The organism is Rhizobium sp. CB2179 (genome assembly GCF_057653455.1).
In genome coordinates, this window is record NZ_CM172781.1 from 4089943 (window position 1) to 4105242 (window position 15300).

Genomic DNA, 15300 nt, shown 5'->3' on the forward strand with positions numbered 1-15300 from the left:
TCAGGCGGCGCGCAGCCGCTCCACTTCGTTGACGACCTGCTCCAGCCAATGGTCGCGAATGCCCATCTGCTTCAGATGCGTCAGCGTGTTGAAGACATAGGCATCATTCGGACCTGACTGGCCGTTTGCTTCGTTCACCACCCGTGCCGCCGCAAGCGCATCGAGCGCGCCGGCATATTGTTCATGCTCGCGGTCGATGATGTAGGCGACCGCTTCGACCCGACGCCGGCCGGCAAGCTGCAGCCGCACCCGGCGCTCCAGGTAGACATTGGTGACCAACTCGCGGGCGCGGAGATAATCGATCACCTCATCCCATTTTTCCGGCGAAATGCGGAAAGCCATGCCGCGGCAGGCGCCACCCCTGTCGAGGCCGAGAACCAGGCCCGGATTGTCGCGGGTACCACGATGGACAAAGGAGCGGACGCAGAGCGAACGCCTGTAGCCGTAGACTAGGGCCTCTGCCCGCTCCATGAACTCGAAGCCCGGATTCCACATCAGCGAACCGTAGCCAAATACCCAAAATTCGTCCATATCGCACGCCAGACCGGGAATCACATTTGCGATTCACCATTGGAGAACATCATGGCAGCGTCAAGCCAATCCGGCAGCAGCCAATCCGGCAGCGGTAAGAAATTCTGGTTGCTGGGTGGAGGCGTCCTCCTGGTGATTGCGCTTTATACCGGCGGCTGGTTCTATGCGGCCTCGGCGCTGAAGAACACAGTGCTGAAAGCGATCGCGCCGCGCGACCAGGCAGGCGTCAGCGGCGAATGCTCCGATATCGAATTTCGCGGCTATCCCTTCCGTATCGGCCTGTTCTGCTCCAAGATCGACGTCGACGACAATGTCAACGGCGTCTCCGCCACCTTCGGCGCGCTGCGCTCGGCAGCACAGGTCTACGCGCCCGGCAATATCGTCTGGGAACTCGATTCGCCGGCAGAGATCCGCACCAGCAACGGCCTTTCGATCTCGGCCCAATGGACGAACCTGCAGGCGAGCCTTACGACGAGGCTGCAGGGCATCGACCACAGCTCGACCGTCATCGAGGGTCTGAAGGCGATGGCCTTCTCCTCCTACACCGGCCAGACCATGAGCTTCGATGCCGCTCGCACCGAAATCCACCTGCGCCAGAATGGTGCTGATCTCGACGGTGCGATTTCCGTGCAGGACGCCAACGCGGCGATCAAGGACTGGCCGCAGATCTTCCCGAAATTCTCGGCGAGCATCGATCTGACCGTCGCCGGCAAGGCCGGCCTGATCGACGGCAGTGACCGGAACGGCCTCAATGGCGCCACCGGCGACCTGCGCCGCATCGTCGCCGACATCGGTGACGGCAAGGTGATGACGCTCACCGGCCCCTTCTCCTTCGACGAGCAGGGCTTGCTTTCGGGAAAATTCAAACTGGAGATCGAACAACTCGGCCCTTGGGGGGACAGCCTGAAACAGGCCTTTCCGGATATCGCCTCGACCGTCAACACGGCGACGAAGCTGCTGAAATCGCTTGCCGGCGGCGGCGACAAGGTCTCCGTCGATCTCGTCGTCAATCGCGGCAATGCCACCGTCAGCGGTTTCATCCCGCTCGGCCGCATTCCACCGATCTGATGCATCCCCCCAAAGTGTCCAGCGGTTTTGGGATAACGGGATGCATAGGAAAGGCCTGAAGCGCGTCGAATGAGTCCGGCTCGACGCGAGGCGCTTCAGGCAATTCGCTTGATGAAGAAGACTTCCGGCACCGATTGCAGGCCGGGCAACTCGATCGCGCCAGTTTCGGAAAATCCGTTGCGGCGGTGCCAGTCCTGAGGCCGGCTTTCGTCGCATTCGCTCGACGTCATCAGCAGGCGGGCGCCATCGCCGCGCATGGCTTCTTCCCAGGCGAGAAACAGCGCCGTCCCAACGCCCGACCGGCGATGGCCGGGCAGGACGCGGATCATTTCCATATAGGGAACCCTGCCCCAGAAGCGGGAGAAACGCAGGAAGCCGACGATCTCGTCGTCTTCCCTGGCAACCAGATATTCGCCGAGCGCGACGCAACGCGATACCCATGCTTCACCGGCGCTGGCATCCTCGCGAGCCAACCAGTCGATATCCGCCCGGCCGGCACGTGCCACCTCCACCATCGCGGCGGCTACTTCTTGTCCAGCGCGTGGCGGCCGAAATCCGGCGCGTCGACATCCTGGCCGGCCTGGACGATCGAACGGCGGATGGCGCGCGTGCGGGTGAAGAGTTCGAAAATCTTGTCGCCCTCGCCCCAGCGGATGGCGCGCTGCAGATAGGCGAGATCCTCCGAGAAGCGCGCCAGCATTTCGAGGATCGCATCGCGGTTATGCAGGCAGACGTCGCGCCACATCGTCGGGTCGGAGGCGGCGAGGCGAGTGAAATCACGAAAGCCAGAGGCGGAATATTTGATGACTTCCGACTCCGTCACCGTCTCCAGATCGTCGGCGGTGCCGACGATATTGTAGGCGATGATATGCGGCAGGTGCGAGACGATGGCGAGCACCTTGTCGTGATGTTCGGCATCCATTTCGTCGACCTTCGAGCCCAACGCTTCCCAGAAGCTGCGCAGCCGCTTCAAAGCGGTCTCATCGGTATCCGCGACCGGCGTGAAGATGCACCAACGGCCTTCGAAGAGGCCGGGGAAGCCGGCATCCGGGCCGGATTTCTCCGTACCGGCCAGCGGGTGGCCGGGGATGAAATGCACATTATCAGGCATATGCGGCAGCATCTGCGCAATGACAGAAGCCTTGGTGGAGCCGACATCGGTGACGATCGCCCCGGGCTTCAGGCTTGCCGAAATCTCCTTCGCCACACTTTCCGAAGCGCCGACCGGCACCGAGACGATCACCAGATCGGCATCCTTGACGGCATCCTGTGAAGACGTCGTGTAGCGGTCGCCGAGGCCGAGTTCCTCCGCACGCTTCAGCGTATCGGGGCTGCGCGTGGCGACGACGATCTCCCTTGCAAGACCAAGCCGCCTGATGTCATAGGCGAGCGAAGAGCCGATCAGGCCGATGCCGATCAGCGCGATCCGATCGAACTGCACACTCATGCCTGATGACCCATGAATTCGGTGAGCGCGGCAATCACGCCGCGGTTGGCCTCTTCGGGGCCGATGCTCATGCGCAGCGCATTGGCGAAACCATAGCCGCGCACGGCGCGCAGGATGTAGCCGCGGCTCGTCAACAAATCATCGGCATCCGCGGCGCGCTTGCCGTCGATCTCGGGGAAATGAATGAGGACGAAATTGGCGACGGACGGCGTCACCTTCAACCCGATCGCTTCGAGTGCCTGGGTGAGCGTCTCGACCCACATCTGATTGAAGGAGACGGCCTGCTGGATGAAGGCCTGGTCGCGGATGGCAGCGGCAGCGGCGGCGATTGCCGGCGCGTTCAAGTTGAACGGCGCGCGCACGCGATTCAGCGCATCGACGATCTCGGCGGGCGCATACATCCAGCCGACGCGCAGCGCCGCAAGGCCATAAGCCTTCGAGAAGGTGCGGGTCATCACCACGTTGGCATTGGAGGAGACGACCTCGATGCCGGCTTCATAATCGTTGCGGCGCACATATTCGGCATAGGCGGCATCGAGCACGAGGACGACATGTTTCGGCAGTCCGGCCTGAAGGCGGCGGATCTCGCTGACGGAAACATAGGTGCCGGTTGGATTGCCGGGATTGGCGATGAAGACGATCTTCGTCTTCTCGGTCACCGCGGCAAGGATCGCATCGACATCGACGGTATAGTCTTTCTCCTTGACGACAACAGGCGTGGCGCCGGCGCCCAGGATCTGGATCTTGTAGACGAGGAAGCCGTGCTCGGTGATGATGCCCTCGTCGCCGGCACCGAGATAGACATGGCAGAGCAAGCCGAGCAGTTCGTCGGAACCGTTGCCGCAGAGAATGTTTGCCGGATTGAGGCCGTGCACGGCGGCAATCGCCTCACGCAGTTCGATCGCCTGCCCGTCAGGATAACGCCCCAGATTGTCGGCAACCGTCTTGAAGGCTTCGATTGCCTTCGGGCTGGCGCCGAGCGGCGTTTCGTTGGACGAAAGCTTGTAGACGCGGGCAACACCCGGCGCATGTTCCTTGCCCGGCACATAGGCTGCGATATCGAGAATACCGGGACGCGGAACGGGCTTGCTCATCTCAACGCTCATGGGTTCGACCTTGGAATTGCCGGAAATCCGGGCTGAAAAACACCAAGTGGCATTAAAGCGGAATGAGATTGTTGTCGAGACCTATGGGCGTGACACAAGCAGTTGGAGACCGCCGAGAGCTACCTGCTGCGTGTGGTCGGCACGCCATGCGGTGCGAGAACCGGCACGAAGACGCGGCGGGAGGCCCGCGCCGCCACCGGCAGCCCCTGATAGAGCCGCTTCTGCGCTTCGACGATGATGACGCCCGAGAAGGCCGGCCACAGCGTTCGACCGATCCGCTCGAAGGCGCGGCGAAGCCGCAGGATGGTCCTCAACTTCGAGGGCGGGAAGAACAGCGCTTCAGCCGTCGCGCCCGGGGTGAAATTCGTCTCGCGCAGCAGATTGGTCAACTGACCGCGGGAATAGGGCCGGCCCGAACCGAAGGGTGTATGCTCCATGCGTGCCCAGACGCCGCGCCGGTTCGGCACGACGATGACCAGCCGTCCACCCGGCGCCAGCACCCGCCAGAGCTCCTTCAGCGTCTCGCGCGGGCTTTCGGCGAATTCCAGCGAATGCACCATCAGCACCCGGTCGATCGACGAATCCGGCAGCGGCAGTTCCTCGTCGAAGACAAGCGCCGTCGTCGAGAGCGAGCCCATCGGCCAATTCACCGCGCCCTGCCCGGCCGGCATGAAAGCGAAGGTACGCTCGGTATCGGCCTGGAAGCGATCGAGGAAGGGCACGGCATAACCGAGACCGACCAGACGCTCCTGCGGCAGCCGCACCCAGAGCGAGGACAGCGCCATGGCGATCGACTGCTCGGCAAGACGTCCGAGCTCGGAATGATAGAACTGGCGTAAGTCGACGATATCGGCGTGCATTGCGACAAATGTTATCAGCGGGCGGTTGGACTTCAAGGCCGGAACCTCTACATTTCCGCGAGACTCCTGGGATAAGGGATTATTGAACGATGAAACCTTTGGAATTAGACGTTTTTCTCTGCCGCACCGACAATTTCGGCGTTCTCGTGCACGATCCGGAGACAGGCTTTACCGCGGCGATCGATGCGCCGGAGGAGGCGCCGATCCTGGAAGCGGCGACACGTCGCGGCTGGAAAATCACCCATATCTTCACCACTCATCATCACACCGACCATGTCACTGCCAACCTGGCGCTGAAGGAACAATTCGGCTGCGAGATCATCGGCCCCATCAACGAGGCCGTCGCCATTCCCGGCCTCGATCGGACGATGGCCGATGGCGACAGCTTCCTTTTCGGCGATCACACCGTCAACGTCATCGAGACACCCGGCCACACCGCCGGCCACATCTGCTATCACTTCGTCGATGACAAGCTGCTGTTTGCAGCCGACACGCTGTTTGCGCTCGGCTGCGGCCGGCTGTTCGAACGCCCGGCCGCCGATATGTGGCATTCCCTGCAGAAACTCGCCGTGTTGCCCGATGAGACCGCCATCTACTTCGGCCATGAATACACATTGTCCAATGCCCGCTTCGCGCTGACCGTCGATCCCGACAATGAGCGACTGAAGAGCCGCGCCGCCGAGATCGAGGCCTTGCGCGCCGATGGCAAATTCACCATCCCGACGACATTGGGGCTGGAAAAGGAAACCAACCCGTTCCTGCGCGCCGCCGATCCGGCGATCCGCCGCAATCTGCTGATGGAAGGCAAGACCAACGAGGAAGTCTTTGCAGAGATCCGCAAGCGCAAGGACCATTTCTGATGTCGCCTGAGGACATCATCCGCGAACTCGGCATGCAGCCGCATCCCGAAGGTGGCTGGTACGTGCAGACATTCCGCGATACGGCGGGCGGGGAACGCGGCCACTCGACAGCGATCTATTACCTGCTGACCAGGGGACAGCGTTCGCACTGGCATCGCGTCCATGACGCGGCGGAGGCCTGGCATTATTACGCCGGCGCGCCGCTCTCGCTGCACCGCTCGGAAGACGGAACGGCAAGCCAAACCCTGACGCTCGGAACCAACCTGTCCGCCGGCGAGCGGCCGCAGGCGATCATTCCCGCCAATTGGTGGCAATCGGCCGAAACCCTCGGCGATTTCACCCTGGTCGGCTGCACCGTCTCGCCCGGCTTCGAGTTTTCGAGCTTCGAGATGGCGCCGCCCGGTTGGAAGCCCGGCGGCTAGAGCATGATGCCGAAAAGTGTGAGCGGTTTTCGGGCGACACCATGCTCCAACTATCTAAGGCCTATTCTGCTGCTGCGGGCTGCGCCTGGCTCTTGCGGCGGAACATGTCCTGGGCGGCGAGCACCGCCCCGCCGGTGACGAGCACGCAGGCGAGAGCAATGCGCCAGCTCGGCTCGGCAAATCCAAACAGCAGCAGAATAAGCGTCGAAAGCAGAGGTGCGGCGTAACTTGCCGCGCCGAGAATCTGGATATCGCCGTTCTTGACGCCGTAATCCCACGCGTAGAAGGCAGCCCCGACCGGAAAGAGCCCAAGCCCGGCGACGGCGACCCACTCGAAACTCGTTGCCGACCAGACGGTCGTCTCCAGGCCGAGATGGCAGAGCAACGACAGCATGGATGTCGCAAGGCAGAAGCCGGTGACGACATCTGTGGAGACGGCGTCGAAACGCCGCGTCAGCAGCGAATAGCCGGACCATGTGAAGGCGCAGAGAAAGGCGGCACCGTAACCGACGGCATAGGCGCCGTCGAAATCGATGCCGTTGCGACTGACGATCAGGAAGGTACCGCAAAGTCCGGCAAGCGCACCCGCCGCATGATACCAGTGCAACCGTTCGCCCGGCAGCAGCGCCGAACCGACGACGATCAACAGCGGCCAGAGATAGGCGACCAGCCCCGCCTCCACCGCCGGCGCGTTCCGGAGCGCGGTAAAATAGAGGAAGTGATAACCGAACAGCCCCGCAATGCCGGTTATCCAGACCTTGGCCGGCTGCTTCAGCAGCGCCAGCCGCGCGGGATTGAGGATAAGCACGACGAGGCCGGGAATGCTGCCGATCGCAAAGCAGACGGCCGAAAGCTGGAACGGTGGCATCTTGCCGGAGGCGGCCGTGAACAACGCCAGGAACGACCACATCAGAATGGCCGTAAAGCCGATCAACGTCGCGCGAAGCTTCACCTGTCCCCCTTCACGGAGGCAGAAGCCCCGTCAGCTGTTGCTGCCGTATTTGACGGCAGTGATCGTCACCATTCCATATTCGGTTGGAATGCGCACATAAACAGGAGCGTATACATTTGCCGCGTCCGACTTGGCAAACCAGATTTCCATGCGATCGCTCTTGCTCAGATAGTCGATATCCTTGCGGCCCTTCTTGTAGCCCGAGCGCGGCACGAAGCGGACGCTGCAGACGGTCGCCTTGCCCTTGAACCCATTGGTGGAGAAATCCTCGTCGCCCTTCGGCGACAGCACCAGATCCATGCGCGTCTCGCCGTCGAAGATCGGCAGCGTCTGCGAGCAGACCTTGGTATCGCCGGTGAAGACCAGGCCGGAGATCGGATCGAGCACCGAGCGCATGTCGCGCGGCGTGACGTCGATCCAGTTCTTCGGGCGCTTCGGCATCGGTGTCGTCGTCGCCGAGATGATGTTGCCGTTGCGGTAGCTGACCTCGTAGACGCGGGCCTTCCTCTTGCCGCTCTTGTAGTAGAGCGAGTATTTCTGCGCCTGCAATCTGTCATTGCGCACGACGCCGCTCACGCTGGTCTTGGCCGAAATCGTCGTGATGAGATCGGCAAGACCGGCGGAATTGATGCTCCCGGCGATCTTGTAGCTGTGATCGTCCTCGATCTGCGTCAGGAACGCGGCGCGCGCGATCGGCAGCCCGGCGAGCGCCACCCGGTATTCCGTCCGATGCTGGATTTCGGCCGCCGATGCGGGTATGGCAAGAAGTGCGGCGATGGCCGAAATGAAAATCCGTCTGCCCGAATGAGCCATGGAAAAAAGCCTTGTCTTGCTGCGCGCTGGCAACCTTTGCTGAGCGGTCTATACTCCTGCCGCGAAGGGAAGAAAACAGCAGCTTTTTGACAGAATTGCGGGAAAGGCCAAGGTTTGGCTTGACGCGAGCAGCCTGTCTGACTATAGAACCGCAACTTTCCAATCATGCCCGTTGGATTGCGCGCCTGGTTTTGCCGGGAATGGCAATTCGATGGCCCGAGAAAAACAAGAATAGGTGTTCCATGTCCCGCGTGTGCGAATTGACCGGCAAGGCCGTCCTGACTGGTAACAATGTCAGCCATGCCAACAACAAGACCAAGCGCCGGTTCCTGCCGAACCTGTGCCAGGTCACGCTGATTTCCGACGCTCTCAACCAGCGTTATCGTCTTCGCGTTTCGGCTGCCGCTCTTCGCACCGTCGAGCATCGTGGCGGCCTCGATGCCTTCCTGCTGAAGGCCAGCGAAAACGAATTGTCGATGCGCGCGCGCCTGTTGCGCCGTCAGATCGCCAAGAAGACCGCCGAAGCCGCTGCTGCGTAAGCTTCCTTCTGCCCTTCTTTCATACGGCTTCAAAAGGCTTGAACGGATAATACCGGACAAGCCTTTTGCTTTGCCGGTTTGCTCCTCCAACTGGTGGCATCACCCAGGATAAAAAAATGCTGAAGACCCGCTATACCATCGCCTATGTCGCGCTGATGACGCTCGTCGTCGTCGCCTCCAACTTCCTCGTCCAGTTTCCGCTGAACGCCGAAGTCGCCGGCATCAACCTTGCCGACATCCTGACCTGGGGCGCCTTCTCCTATCCGATCGCTTTCCTGATCACCGACCTGACCAACCGTCAGTTCGGCCCGCAGGCAGCCCGCAAGGTCGTCTTTGCCGGCTTCGTCGTCGGTGTGACGCTCTCCTTCTTCACCTCGGTGCCACGCATCGCCATCGCCTCCGGCTCGGCCTATCTCGCCGGCCAGTTGCTCGATATCGCCGTCTTCAACCGCCTTCGCCGCCAGGCCTGGTGGCGCGCGCCGCTGGTCGGTTCGCTGATCGGCTCGGCGCTCGATACGGTGATGTTCTTCTCGCTTTCCTTCGCCGCGTTCTTCGTCTTCCTCGGCCCGAACGACCCCTTTGCGCTGGAAGCAGCCCCCGTCCTCGGCGTTTTCGCCACGGAGGCTCCGCGATGGATTTCCTGGGCGATCGGCGATTTCGTCGTGAAGATGATCGTCGGCCTCGTCATGCTGCTGCCTTATGGCGCGCTGATGAACGTGCTGCGGCCGATGCAGGCCGCTCGCGCCAGCTAATCACGGACGCCGCCGGACCGCACCGGCGGTGATCGCGGGATGCAGCAGAGCCTCGGCAACCAGATCGTCGATATCTCTTGACGAATCGAGCCGCAACACCGGCGCCGTCTGCGTATCCAGCCATTGTTCATGCGCCGCAAGGCTGCGACCCTCGGGGCCGGCCGTCTCATAGCTGGCCGCCCATTCCTGGAATTCCCCGCTTTTAACTTCCATGTCGCCACCAGGCCCGATCCTGTTTCCATATCGGGCAATCTCCCGCACGCGGATGCGCGCCATTCGAAGCCCCGGCTCGATCCTGAGGAATAGGATCAGATCGTAAAGCGGCTCCAATGGCCCACCCCATTTCAGCGCGGATCCGGAGAGGACCCAGCCGTCATGCCGTGCCGCTTCCTCGAGGAGCAGCCGGATGCGCTCGTCGGCATTCCTCGGCGTCGTGAACGGCGGATCGGTCGGCATCCAGAAGAAATCATCAGTGTCGAGATGGGCGATATCGAGCCTTTCGGCAAGCGCACGGCCGAGCGATGTCGTACCGGAACCGGACGCGCCCATGACATGAATATGCACCATGAATCTCCCTGCGAAGACTGCTTCCCGATGCCGCGGGGGATAGCCGAGGCATATGACATCGGTCTGACGTCTTGGATTAATTCCGCTTCTGGGAACTCGGCGCTGCCCACGCGGCCTCTTCCGAAAGCCGGAATTCCAGCATCAGATTGCGCTGCAGGATCGAATGATTGTCGTCCGACACCAGAATGATATGGGTCGTGCCGTCGGCGGCCTGAAAAGCATCGAGCCCTTCCATATTGTCGATCTGCGAGTTGAAATTACCTTCCAGCAGCAATTCGCCGTCAACGACGGCGCCGGGCCTGATGTCGGCGCCCTTGATGCGCCGAAGGCGCATGCCGATGCCTTCGGCCATGTTGAAGCGGCGCTCCAGCAGCAACAGGTCGCCGTTCGGCAGGAAGGCGCCGTCGGTGATGTCGAAGCTGCCATCCCGCTCGACCGAAAAACGCCCTTTCAGCGGCCCGCTGAGAATGGCCGCCAGCCGGTTGCCGTCATTGTCGAGACCACGCTCGGAGACGATGACCACCCCGCCCTTGAGCGGGCTCGATGCCGGCGCCACGGTGATGGTCTCGATGCCGCGATTGTCGCTCAGCATCGTCCGCGGGATGAGGATCGGCAAAGTGGCGATCGCGCCCGAATCGGCAAAGCCGGGGTCGGGATAGACATCGACGCGATGGTGCTGCTCGAAGGAGACCAGGATCCGATCGCCGTCCAGCGCCAGGCCTTCGGCATCCATATGTCCCTTCCCCTCGAAGCTGCGCCCGGCGCTGTTCTTCATCGGCGTGATCTCGACATCCGAAAGGCCGGAAAGCCTGCCCTTGACGTCGCGCTCGATGCTGCCGGTCAGCCACTGGCCGGTATCGAGCACGACGACGAAATGTTTTTGGTCCGGCCGGAAACGGATGGAGGAGAGCGAGCCGAACAGCGCTCGGCTGGACACCATTTCCAGCCCGCCCAGAAATTCCAGCGATCCGAATTGCATCTCCGAAGAGCCGATCCTGAAATCGGAGATTTGCCGGCTAATGACCGGTACGTCGTCGCCGGCCCATGACGAGGAAGCGCCGGCTGCGATACAGACAGCGATCGACGCCGCACGGCAGAGGCGCTTGACCCTCATTCTTCCAGCGGCGTCAGCCGGCACGGCGTATCCGGCCGCCGCGCGGCTGGACGGATTGGTCTTCGAAAAGCGAGGCAAGCTGCTCGGTCATCGCACCGGCAAGCTCGTCCGCATCGACGATCGTCACGGCGCGGCGATAGTAGCGCGTCACGTCATGGCCGATGCCGATCGCCAGCAACTCGACAGGCGAGCGCGTCTCGATCTGTTCGATGACGGCACGCAGGTGCCGCTCCAGATAATTGCCCGGATTGACCGACAGCGTCGAATCGTCCACTGGCGCTCCGTCCGAGATCATCATCAGGATGCGGCGCTGCTCGCGGCGCGCGAGCAGGCGATTATGCGCCCAGATCAGCGCCTCGCCGTCGATATTTTCCTTGAGCAGGCCCTCGCGCATCATCAGCCCGAGATTGGCGCGCGCGCGCCGCCACGGCGCGTCGGCCGATTTGTAGATGATATGGCGCAGGTCGTTGAGGCGGCCCGGCGTCTGCGGCTTGCCGCCGGCAAGCCAGCTTTCACGCGCCTGCCCGCCCTTCCAGGCTTTGGTCGTAAAGCCCAGGATCTCGACCTTGACGCCGCAGCGCTCCAGCGTGCGGGCGAGAATGTCGGCACAGGTGGCGGCAACCGTGATCGGCCGGCCGCGCATCGAGCCGGAATTGTCGATGAGCAGGGTAACGACGGTATCGCGGAACTGGGTGTCGCGCTCCATCTTGAAGGAGAGCGCCTGCATCGGATCGATGATGATGCGCTGCAGCCGGGCCGGATCGAGATAACCCTCTTCCAGGTCGAAATCCCAGGAGCGGTTCTGCTGCGCCATCAGGCGGCGCTGCAGCCGGTTGGCGAGACGGCCGACCGCGCCCTGCAGATGCGCCAGCTGCTTGTCGAGGAAGGCGCGCAGGCGCTCCAGCTCGGCGGCGTCGCAAAGTTCCTCGGCGGTGATGATCTCGTCGAACTCTTCGGTAAAGACGTGATAATCGACCTTCTCGTTGAAATCGGCAAAAGGCGTATTCGGCCGGCGGGTCTCGCCCGGCGTTTCCGAATCGTCCTCGCCCTCTTCCATCATGTCGTCGTCGGAGATTTCGGCGCCTTCGGTCTCGCCATCCTCCATCTGCTCGTCGGCGACCTCACTGTCCTCGACGGGGGCGGCATCGGTACCGGCATCCTCGTCGACCTCGTCCTGGTCCTGTTCGTCGCCGCTCGGCTGGTCTTCCTGCTCCGACTGGTCGTCATTGTCGGCGTCGCTGTCATCGTCGCCGTATTCCTCGGCCATTTCCATCGCCGACAGCATGTTGCGGATGACCTTGGCGAAGGCTTGCTGGTCGTTGATCGCGCTCGACAGGTTGTCGAGTTCGGACCCTGCCTTGTCCTCGATAAAGTCGCGCCAAAGGTCCAGCACCTTGCCGGCGGAGGCTGGCGGGCGCTGGCCAGTCAGCTTCTCGCGCACCATCATCGCAACGGCTTCGCCGACCGGTGCGTCTTCCTGGCGCTCGATGCCGGTCAAATTCGCCTTGGAATATTTCTCTTCCGTCATGGAGCGCAGGTTCGATGCCATGCCCTCCATGCGCAGCGCGCCGATCGATTCGACGCGCGCCTGTTCGACTACATCGAAGATCGCCCGGGCGTCCGAGCCTTGCGGCGCCATCGTCGCATGCACCTTCTCGTCATGGCAGGCGAGCCGCAGCGCCATCGAATCGCCGAGACCACGGGTGACCGCCAGCTCATGCGCCGTCGGCCGCTTGGAAAGTTCCGGCAGCCGAATGCGCTCGCCGGTCATCCCCGGACGCTCATTGGCGAAGGTCACCTCGACGTCGCCGTCACCGGCGATCGAGCGCACGCAGCCGGTTATCGCCCGGCGCAATGGCTCGACGTCGACAGGCGCGCCGGGCTTTGCTTTGGAATTGTCACCGCGAGCTGCCATGATCGGTCGGTCTCAAGCCCCGAGAACGATGTTGGCGGCACTTTCCTTCAGCTCGACGCCGAAGGCCCGCTGATAGTGCTCGGCAACCAACGGACGCTCCAGTTCGTCGCACTTATTGAGGAAGGTGACGCGGAAGGCGAAGGCGAGATCGCCGAAGATTTCGGCGTTTTCGGCCCAGGTGATGACCGTGCGCGGGCTCATGACGGTCGAGAGATCGCCGTTCATGAAGGCGGCACGCGTCAGGTCGGCGACGCGCACCATCTTCGAAACCGTCTCACGGCCGTTCTTGTCCTTGCCGAAGCTCTTCACCTTGGCGGCGACGATATTCACTTCGTGATCATGCGGCAGGTAGTTCAGCGTGGTGACGATCGACCAGCGGTCCATCTGCGCCTGGTTGATCTGCTGCGTGCCGTGATAGAGGCCGGTCGTGTCGCCGAGGCCGATCGTGTTCGCAGTCGCAAACAGACGGAAGGCCGGGTGCGGCCGAATGACGCGGCTCTGATCGAGCAGCGTCAGGCGCCCGGAGGATTCGAGTACGCGCTGAATGACGAACATCACATCGGGGCGGCCGGCATCATATTCGTCGAAGACCAGCGCGACATTGTGCTGATAGGCCCAGGGCAGGATACCGTCCTTGAATTCGGTGACCTGCAGCCCGTCCTTGACGACGATCGCATCCTTGCCGACGAGATCGATACGGCTGACATGGCTATCGAGGTTGATGCGCACGCAAGGCCAGTTGAGCCGCGCCGCCACCTGCTCGATATGCGAGGACTTGCCCGTGCCGTGATAGCCGGAAATCATCACGCGGCGGTTATGGGCGAAGCCTGCGAGAATGGCGAGCGTCGTGTCGCGGTCGAACAGGTAGTCGGTGTCGAGGTCCGGCACATAGGCGTCGCCCTTGCTGTAGGCGGGAACGCGGATGTCGGAATCGATGCCGAAGGCCTCGCGGACCGAAACGGTGGTATCGGGCAGTTCTGATATATCCAGGTCGATCTTGCTCATCATGTCTCCAAGGCGGGTGATGCCACCCGGCCATACTGTCTCAGGCCATGTCGCAACCGTGACGCCGCGTTTTTTATTCCGCGCCCGTCCAGGTCGGAACGTCGGCGATGCTTCTCCGGGACTGAAACGAAACCTCGGCGGGATAATGACCGCGTGCGAGCATTCTTGAAAGAGTCCCGGACAAGAAACGCCGCGTCCGGAAGGTCGGCGGAGGCGATGTCGGGAAAACGCACAAATATGAGCCGCGTTTGCCTGCGGCCTCAGCCGATTTGGACCATACCCGATTGAAGCCTAAGAGCAAGGACGGGAATTAACAAAAACCGTTCTGCTTCAACAATTGATAGGCCTGGATGACGGCGCGGAAACGCTCCTCCGAGCCGCGGTCGCCGCCATTGGCATCCGGATGGTGTTTCTTAACCAGTTCCTTATAGCGGCTCTTGATCTCCGCCGATGTCGCATTGGCGTCGAGACCCATCGTTTCGAAGGCCTTGGTCTCAAGCGATTTCAGCTTGCGCGCCTGGGGAAAACGCGGTCCGCTGCCCTTGCCGCCTTCCTTGACGAAGCCGAAGGGATCGCGAACGCGGGTATAGGCGCCGGAGCGGATCTCCGAATGCAGCGGACTGTCCTTCGCCGCCACGCCGACCGTCCATGTCGGCCGATGGCCGGTGATCGCCTCTTTCTGGTAACGCGCAATCTCGCCGTCCGAAAGACCGGAGAAATAATTGTAGCCCTTGTTGTATTCCTTGACGTGCTCGAAGCAGAACAAGAAGAACTGGCCTTCCGCATTGCGGCCGACGGGAGCGCGATGCGCTCCCTTCTTGTCGCAACCGTCCCATTGACAGGTAGGCGGCGCCTGCTCTGTCTCCGGCTCGCGTTTGCGGCGTGTTCGGATGCGATCGAAATATTTGGAATCAAGTCTCATGACGGCGCTAATTATGGGGCTGTCGCGAAGCGACAACAAGAATTGACAAACGGGAATGTTGCAGGCTTGGTAGGAACCCTTTTCGCGAACAGCAAGACCGGATGATGACCCTGCGAACCCGCATCGAAGAAAAACTTGTCGAAGCCTTCGCGCCCGAACGCCTGAGCGTCATCGACGAAAGCCATCTGCATGCCGGCCACCAACCCGATATCACGGGCACCGGCGAAACCCATATGCGGGTGAGGATCGTTTCCGGAAAATTCGCCGGCCTGTCGCGGCTGGCGCGCCACCGGGCAATCACCGACCTGCTGAAACCGGAGCTCGATGCCGGCCTGCATGCGCTGGCCGTCGAACCGGCTGCACCTGGTGAACCGACCCGCTGGTAGCGGCACGCCACCCATATAGGCACTAGCCGTCTACGATCCAA

General features: G+C 62.1%; 18 protein-coding genes. 6 read left to right on the plus strand and 12 right to left on the minus strand.

Annotation, left to right across the window (positions count from 1 at the left end; genetic code table 11):
* Positions 1-531 (minus strand): gamma-glutamylcyclotransferase, encoded by a 531-nt coding sequence (locus AC244Q_RS20175; protein ID WP_012759181.1) that lies wholly within the window; start codon positions 529-531, stop codon positions 1-3.
* A gap of 51 nt (positions 532-582) precedes the next feature.
* On the opposite strand from AC244Q_RS20175, the gene AC244Q_RS20180 reads away from it, so the two are divergent.
* Positions 583-1599 (plus strand): DUF2125 domain-containing protein, encoded by a 1017-nt coding sequence (locus AC244Q_RS20180; protein WP_012759182.1) that lies wholly within the window; start codon positions 583-585, stop codon positions 1597-1599.
* 95 nt (positions 1600-1694) lie between these two features.
* Here AC244Q_RS20180 and AC244Q_RS20185 read toward each other — a convergent pair whose 3' ends face one another.
* The 4 genes from AC244Q_RS20185 to AC244Q_RS20200 form a co-directional block, all read right to left on the minus strand.
* A complete protein-coding gene (locus AC244Q_RS20185; RefSeq protein WP_012759183.1) occupies positions 1695-2114 on the minus strand; it encodes a GNAT family N-acetyltransferase in 420 nt (139 codons plus the stop codon).
* A gap of 8 nt (positions 2115-2122) precedes the next feature.
* Positions 2123-3046, minus strand: a complete 924-nt coding sequence (locus tag AC244Q_RS20190) for a prephenate/arogenate dehydrogenase family protein (RefSeq protein ID WP_012759184.1) — start codon at positions 3044-3046, stop codon at positions 2123-2125.
* A complete protein-coding gene (gene hisC / locus AC244Q_RS20195; protein WP_020487039.1) occupies positions 3043-4140 on the minus strand; it encodes a histidinol-phosphate transaminase in 1098 nt (365 codons plus the stop codon). Before hisC ends, AC244Q_RS20190 begins: the two co-directional genes overlap by 4 nt.
* 131 nt (positions 4141-4271) lie before the next feature.
* Positions 4272-5048 (minus strand): class I SAM-dependent methyltransferase, encoded by a 777-nt coding sequence (locus AC244Q_RS20200; protein WP_017995330.1) that lies wholly within the window; start codon positions 5046-5048, stop codon positions 4272-4274.
* A gap of 53 nt (positions 5049-5101) precedes the next feature.
* Between AC244Q_RS20200 and gloB the strand changes: the two genes are divergently transcribed.
* Together gloB and AC244Q_RS20210 are read left to right on the plus strand one after the other, a co-directional pair.
* Entirely contained in the window at positions 5102-5872 is a 771-nt protein-coding gene (gene gloB / locus AC244Q_RS20205; protein WP_017995331.1) for a hydroxyacylglutathione hydrolase, read from the plus strand.
* Entirely contained in the window at positions 5872-6294 is a 423-nt protein-coding gene (locus tag AC244Q_RS20210; RefSeq protein WP_012759188.1) for a cupin domain-containing protein, read from the plus strand. Before gloB ends, AC244Q_RS20210 begins: the two co-directional genes overlap by 1 nt.
* A gap of 61 nt (positions 6295-6355) precedes the next feature.
* Here the strand turns inward: AC244Q_RS20210 and yddG are convergent, their stop codons facing one another.
* Together yddG and AC244Q_RS20220 are read right to left on the minus strand one after the other, a co-directional pair.
* The gene (gene yddG, locus AC244Q_RS20215; RefSeq protein ID WP_128405827.1) at positions 6356-7246 is read right to left on the minus strand and encodes an aromatic amino acid exporter YddG; all 891 of its coding nucleotides are present in this window, start codon (positions 7244-7246) and stop codon (positions 6356-6358) included.
* Between the two features lie 30 nt (positions 7247-7276).
* Positions 7277-8059: a DUF3108 domain-containing protein gene (locus AC244Q_RS20220; RefSeq protein ID WP_012759190.1), complete on the minus strand. Its 783-nt coding sequence runs from the start codon at positions 8057-8059 to the stop codon at positions 7277-7279.
* A gap of 242 nt (positions 8060-8301) precedes the next feature.
* Here AC244Q_RS20220 and rpmB point away from each other — a divergent pair, with 242 nt between their 5' ends.
* Both rpmB and AC244Q_RS20230 read left to right on the plus strand, forming a co-directional pair.
* Positions 8302-8598, plus strand: coding sequence for a 50S ribosomal protein L28 (gene rpmB / locus AC244Q_RS20225; protein WP_003543341.1), 297 nt, complete (start codon positions 8302-8304; stop codon positions 8596-8598).
* 116 nt (positions 8599-8714) lie between these two features.
* Complete coding sequence (locus AC244Q_RS20230) at positions 8715-9350, plus strand: queuosine precursor transporter (RefSeq protein WP_012759191.1); 636 nt, start codon at positions 8715-8717, stop codon at positions 9348-9350.
* Here AC244Q_RS20230 and AC244Q_RS20235 read toward each other — a convergent pair whose 3' ends face one another.
* The 5 genes from AC244Q_RS20235 to AC244Q_RS20255 all read right to left on the minus strand — a co-directional run bounded on the left by AC244Q_RS20235 (position 9351) and on the right by AC244Q_RS20255 (position 14873).
* A complete protein-coding gene (locus tag AC244Q_RS20235) occupies positions 9351-9917 on the minus strand; it encodes an ATP-binding protein (protein WP_128407950.1) in 567 nt (188 codons plus the stop codon).
* Positions 9918-9993: 76 nt separating this feature from the next.
* Positions 9994-11031 carry an esterase-like activity of phytase family protein gene (locus AC244Q_RS20240; protein ID WP_128407949.1) on the minus strand — a complete coding sequence of 346 codons (1038 nt, stop codon included), beginning with the start codon at positions 11029-11031 and terminating at the stop codon, positions 9994-9996.
* A gap of 13 nt (positions 11032-11044) precedes the next feature.
* On the minus strand, positions 11045-12946 hold the full coding sequence (gene cobT, locus AC244Q_RS20245) for a cobaltochelatase subunit CobT (protein ID WP_128407948.1): 1902 nt from the start codon (positions 12944-12946) through the stop codon (positions 11045-11047).
* 12 nt (positions 12947-12958) lie between these two features.
* Positions 12959-13951: a cobaltochelatase subunit CobS gene (gene cobS, locus AC244Q_RS20250; protein WP_012759195.1), complete on the minus strand. Its 993-nt coding sequence runs from the start codon at positions 13949-13951 to the stop codon at positions 12959-12961.
* Positions 13952-14261: 310 nt separating this feature from the next.
* On the minus strand, positions 14262-14873 hold the full coding sequence (locus AC244Q_RS20255; protein WP_128407947.1) for a J domain-containing protein: 612 nt from the start codon (positions 14871-14873) through the stop codon (positions 14262-14264).
* A gap of 101 nt (positions 14874-14974) precedes the next feature.
* Between AC244Q_RS20255 and AC244Q_RS20260 the strand changes: the two genes are divergently transcribed.
* On the plus strand, positions 14975-15259 hold the full coding sequence (locus AC244Q_RS20260; RefSeq protein ID WP_012759197.1) for a BolA family protein: 285 nt from the start codon (positions 14975-14977) through the stop codon (positions 15257-15259).
* Positions 15260-15300 lie beyond the last annotated feature (41 nt).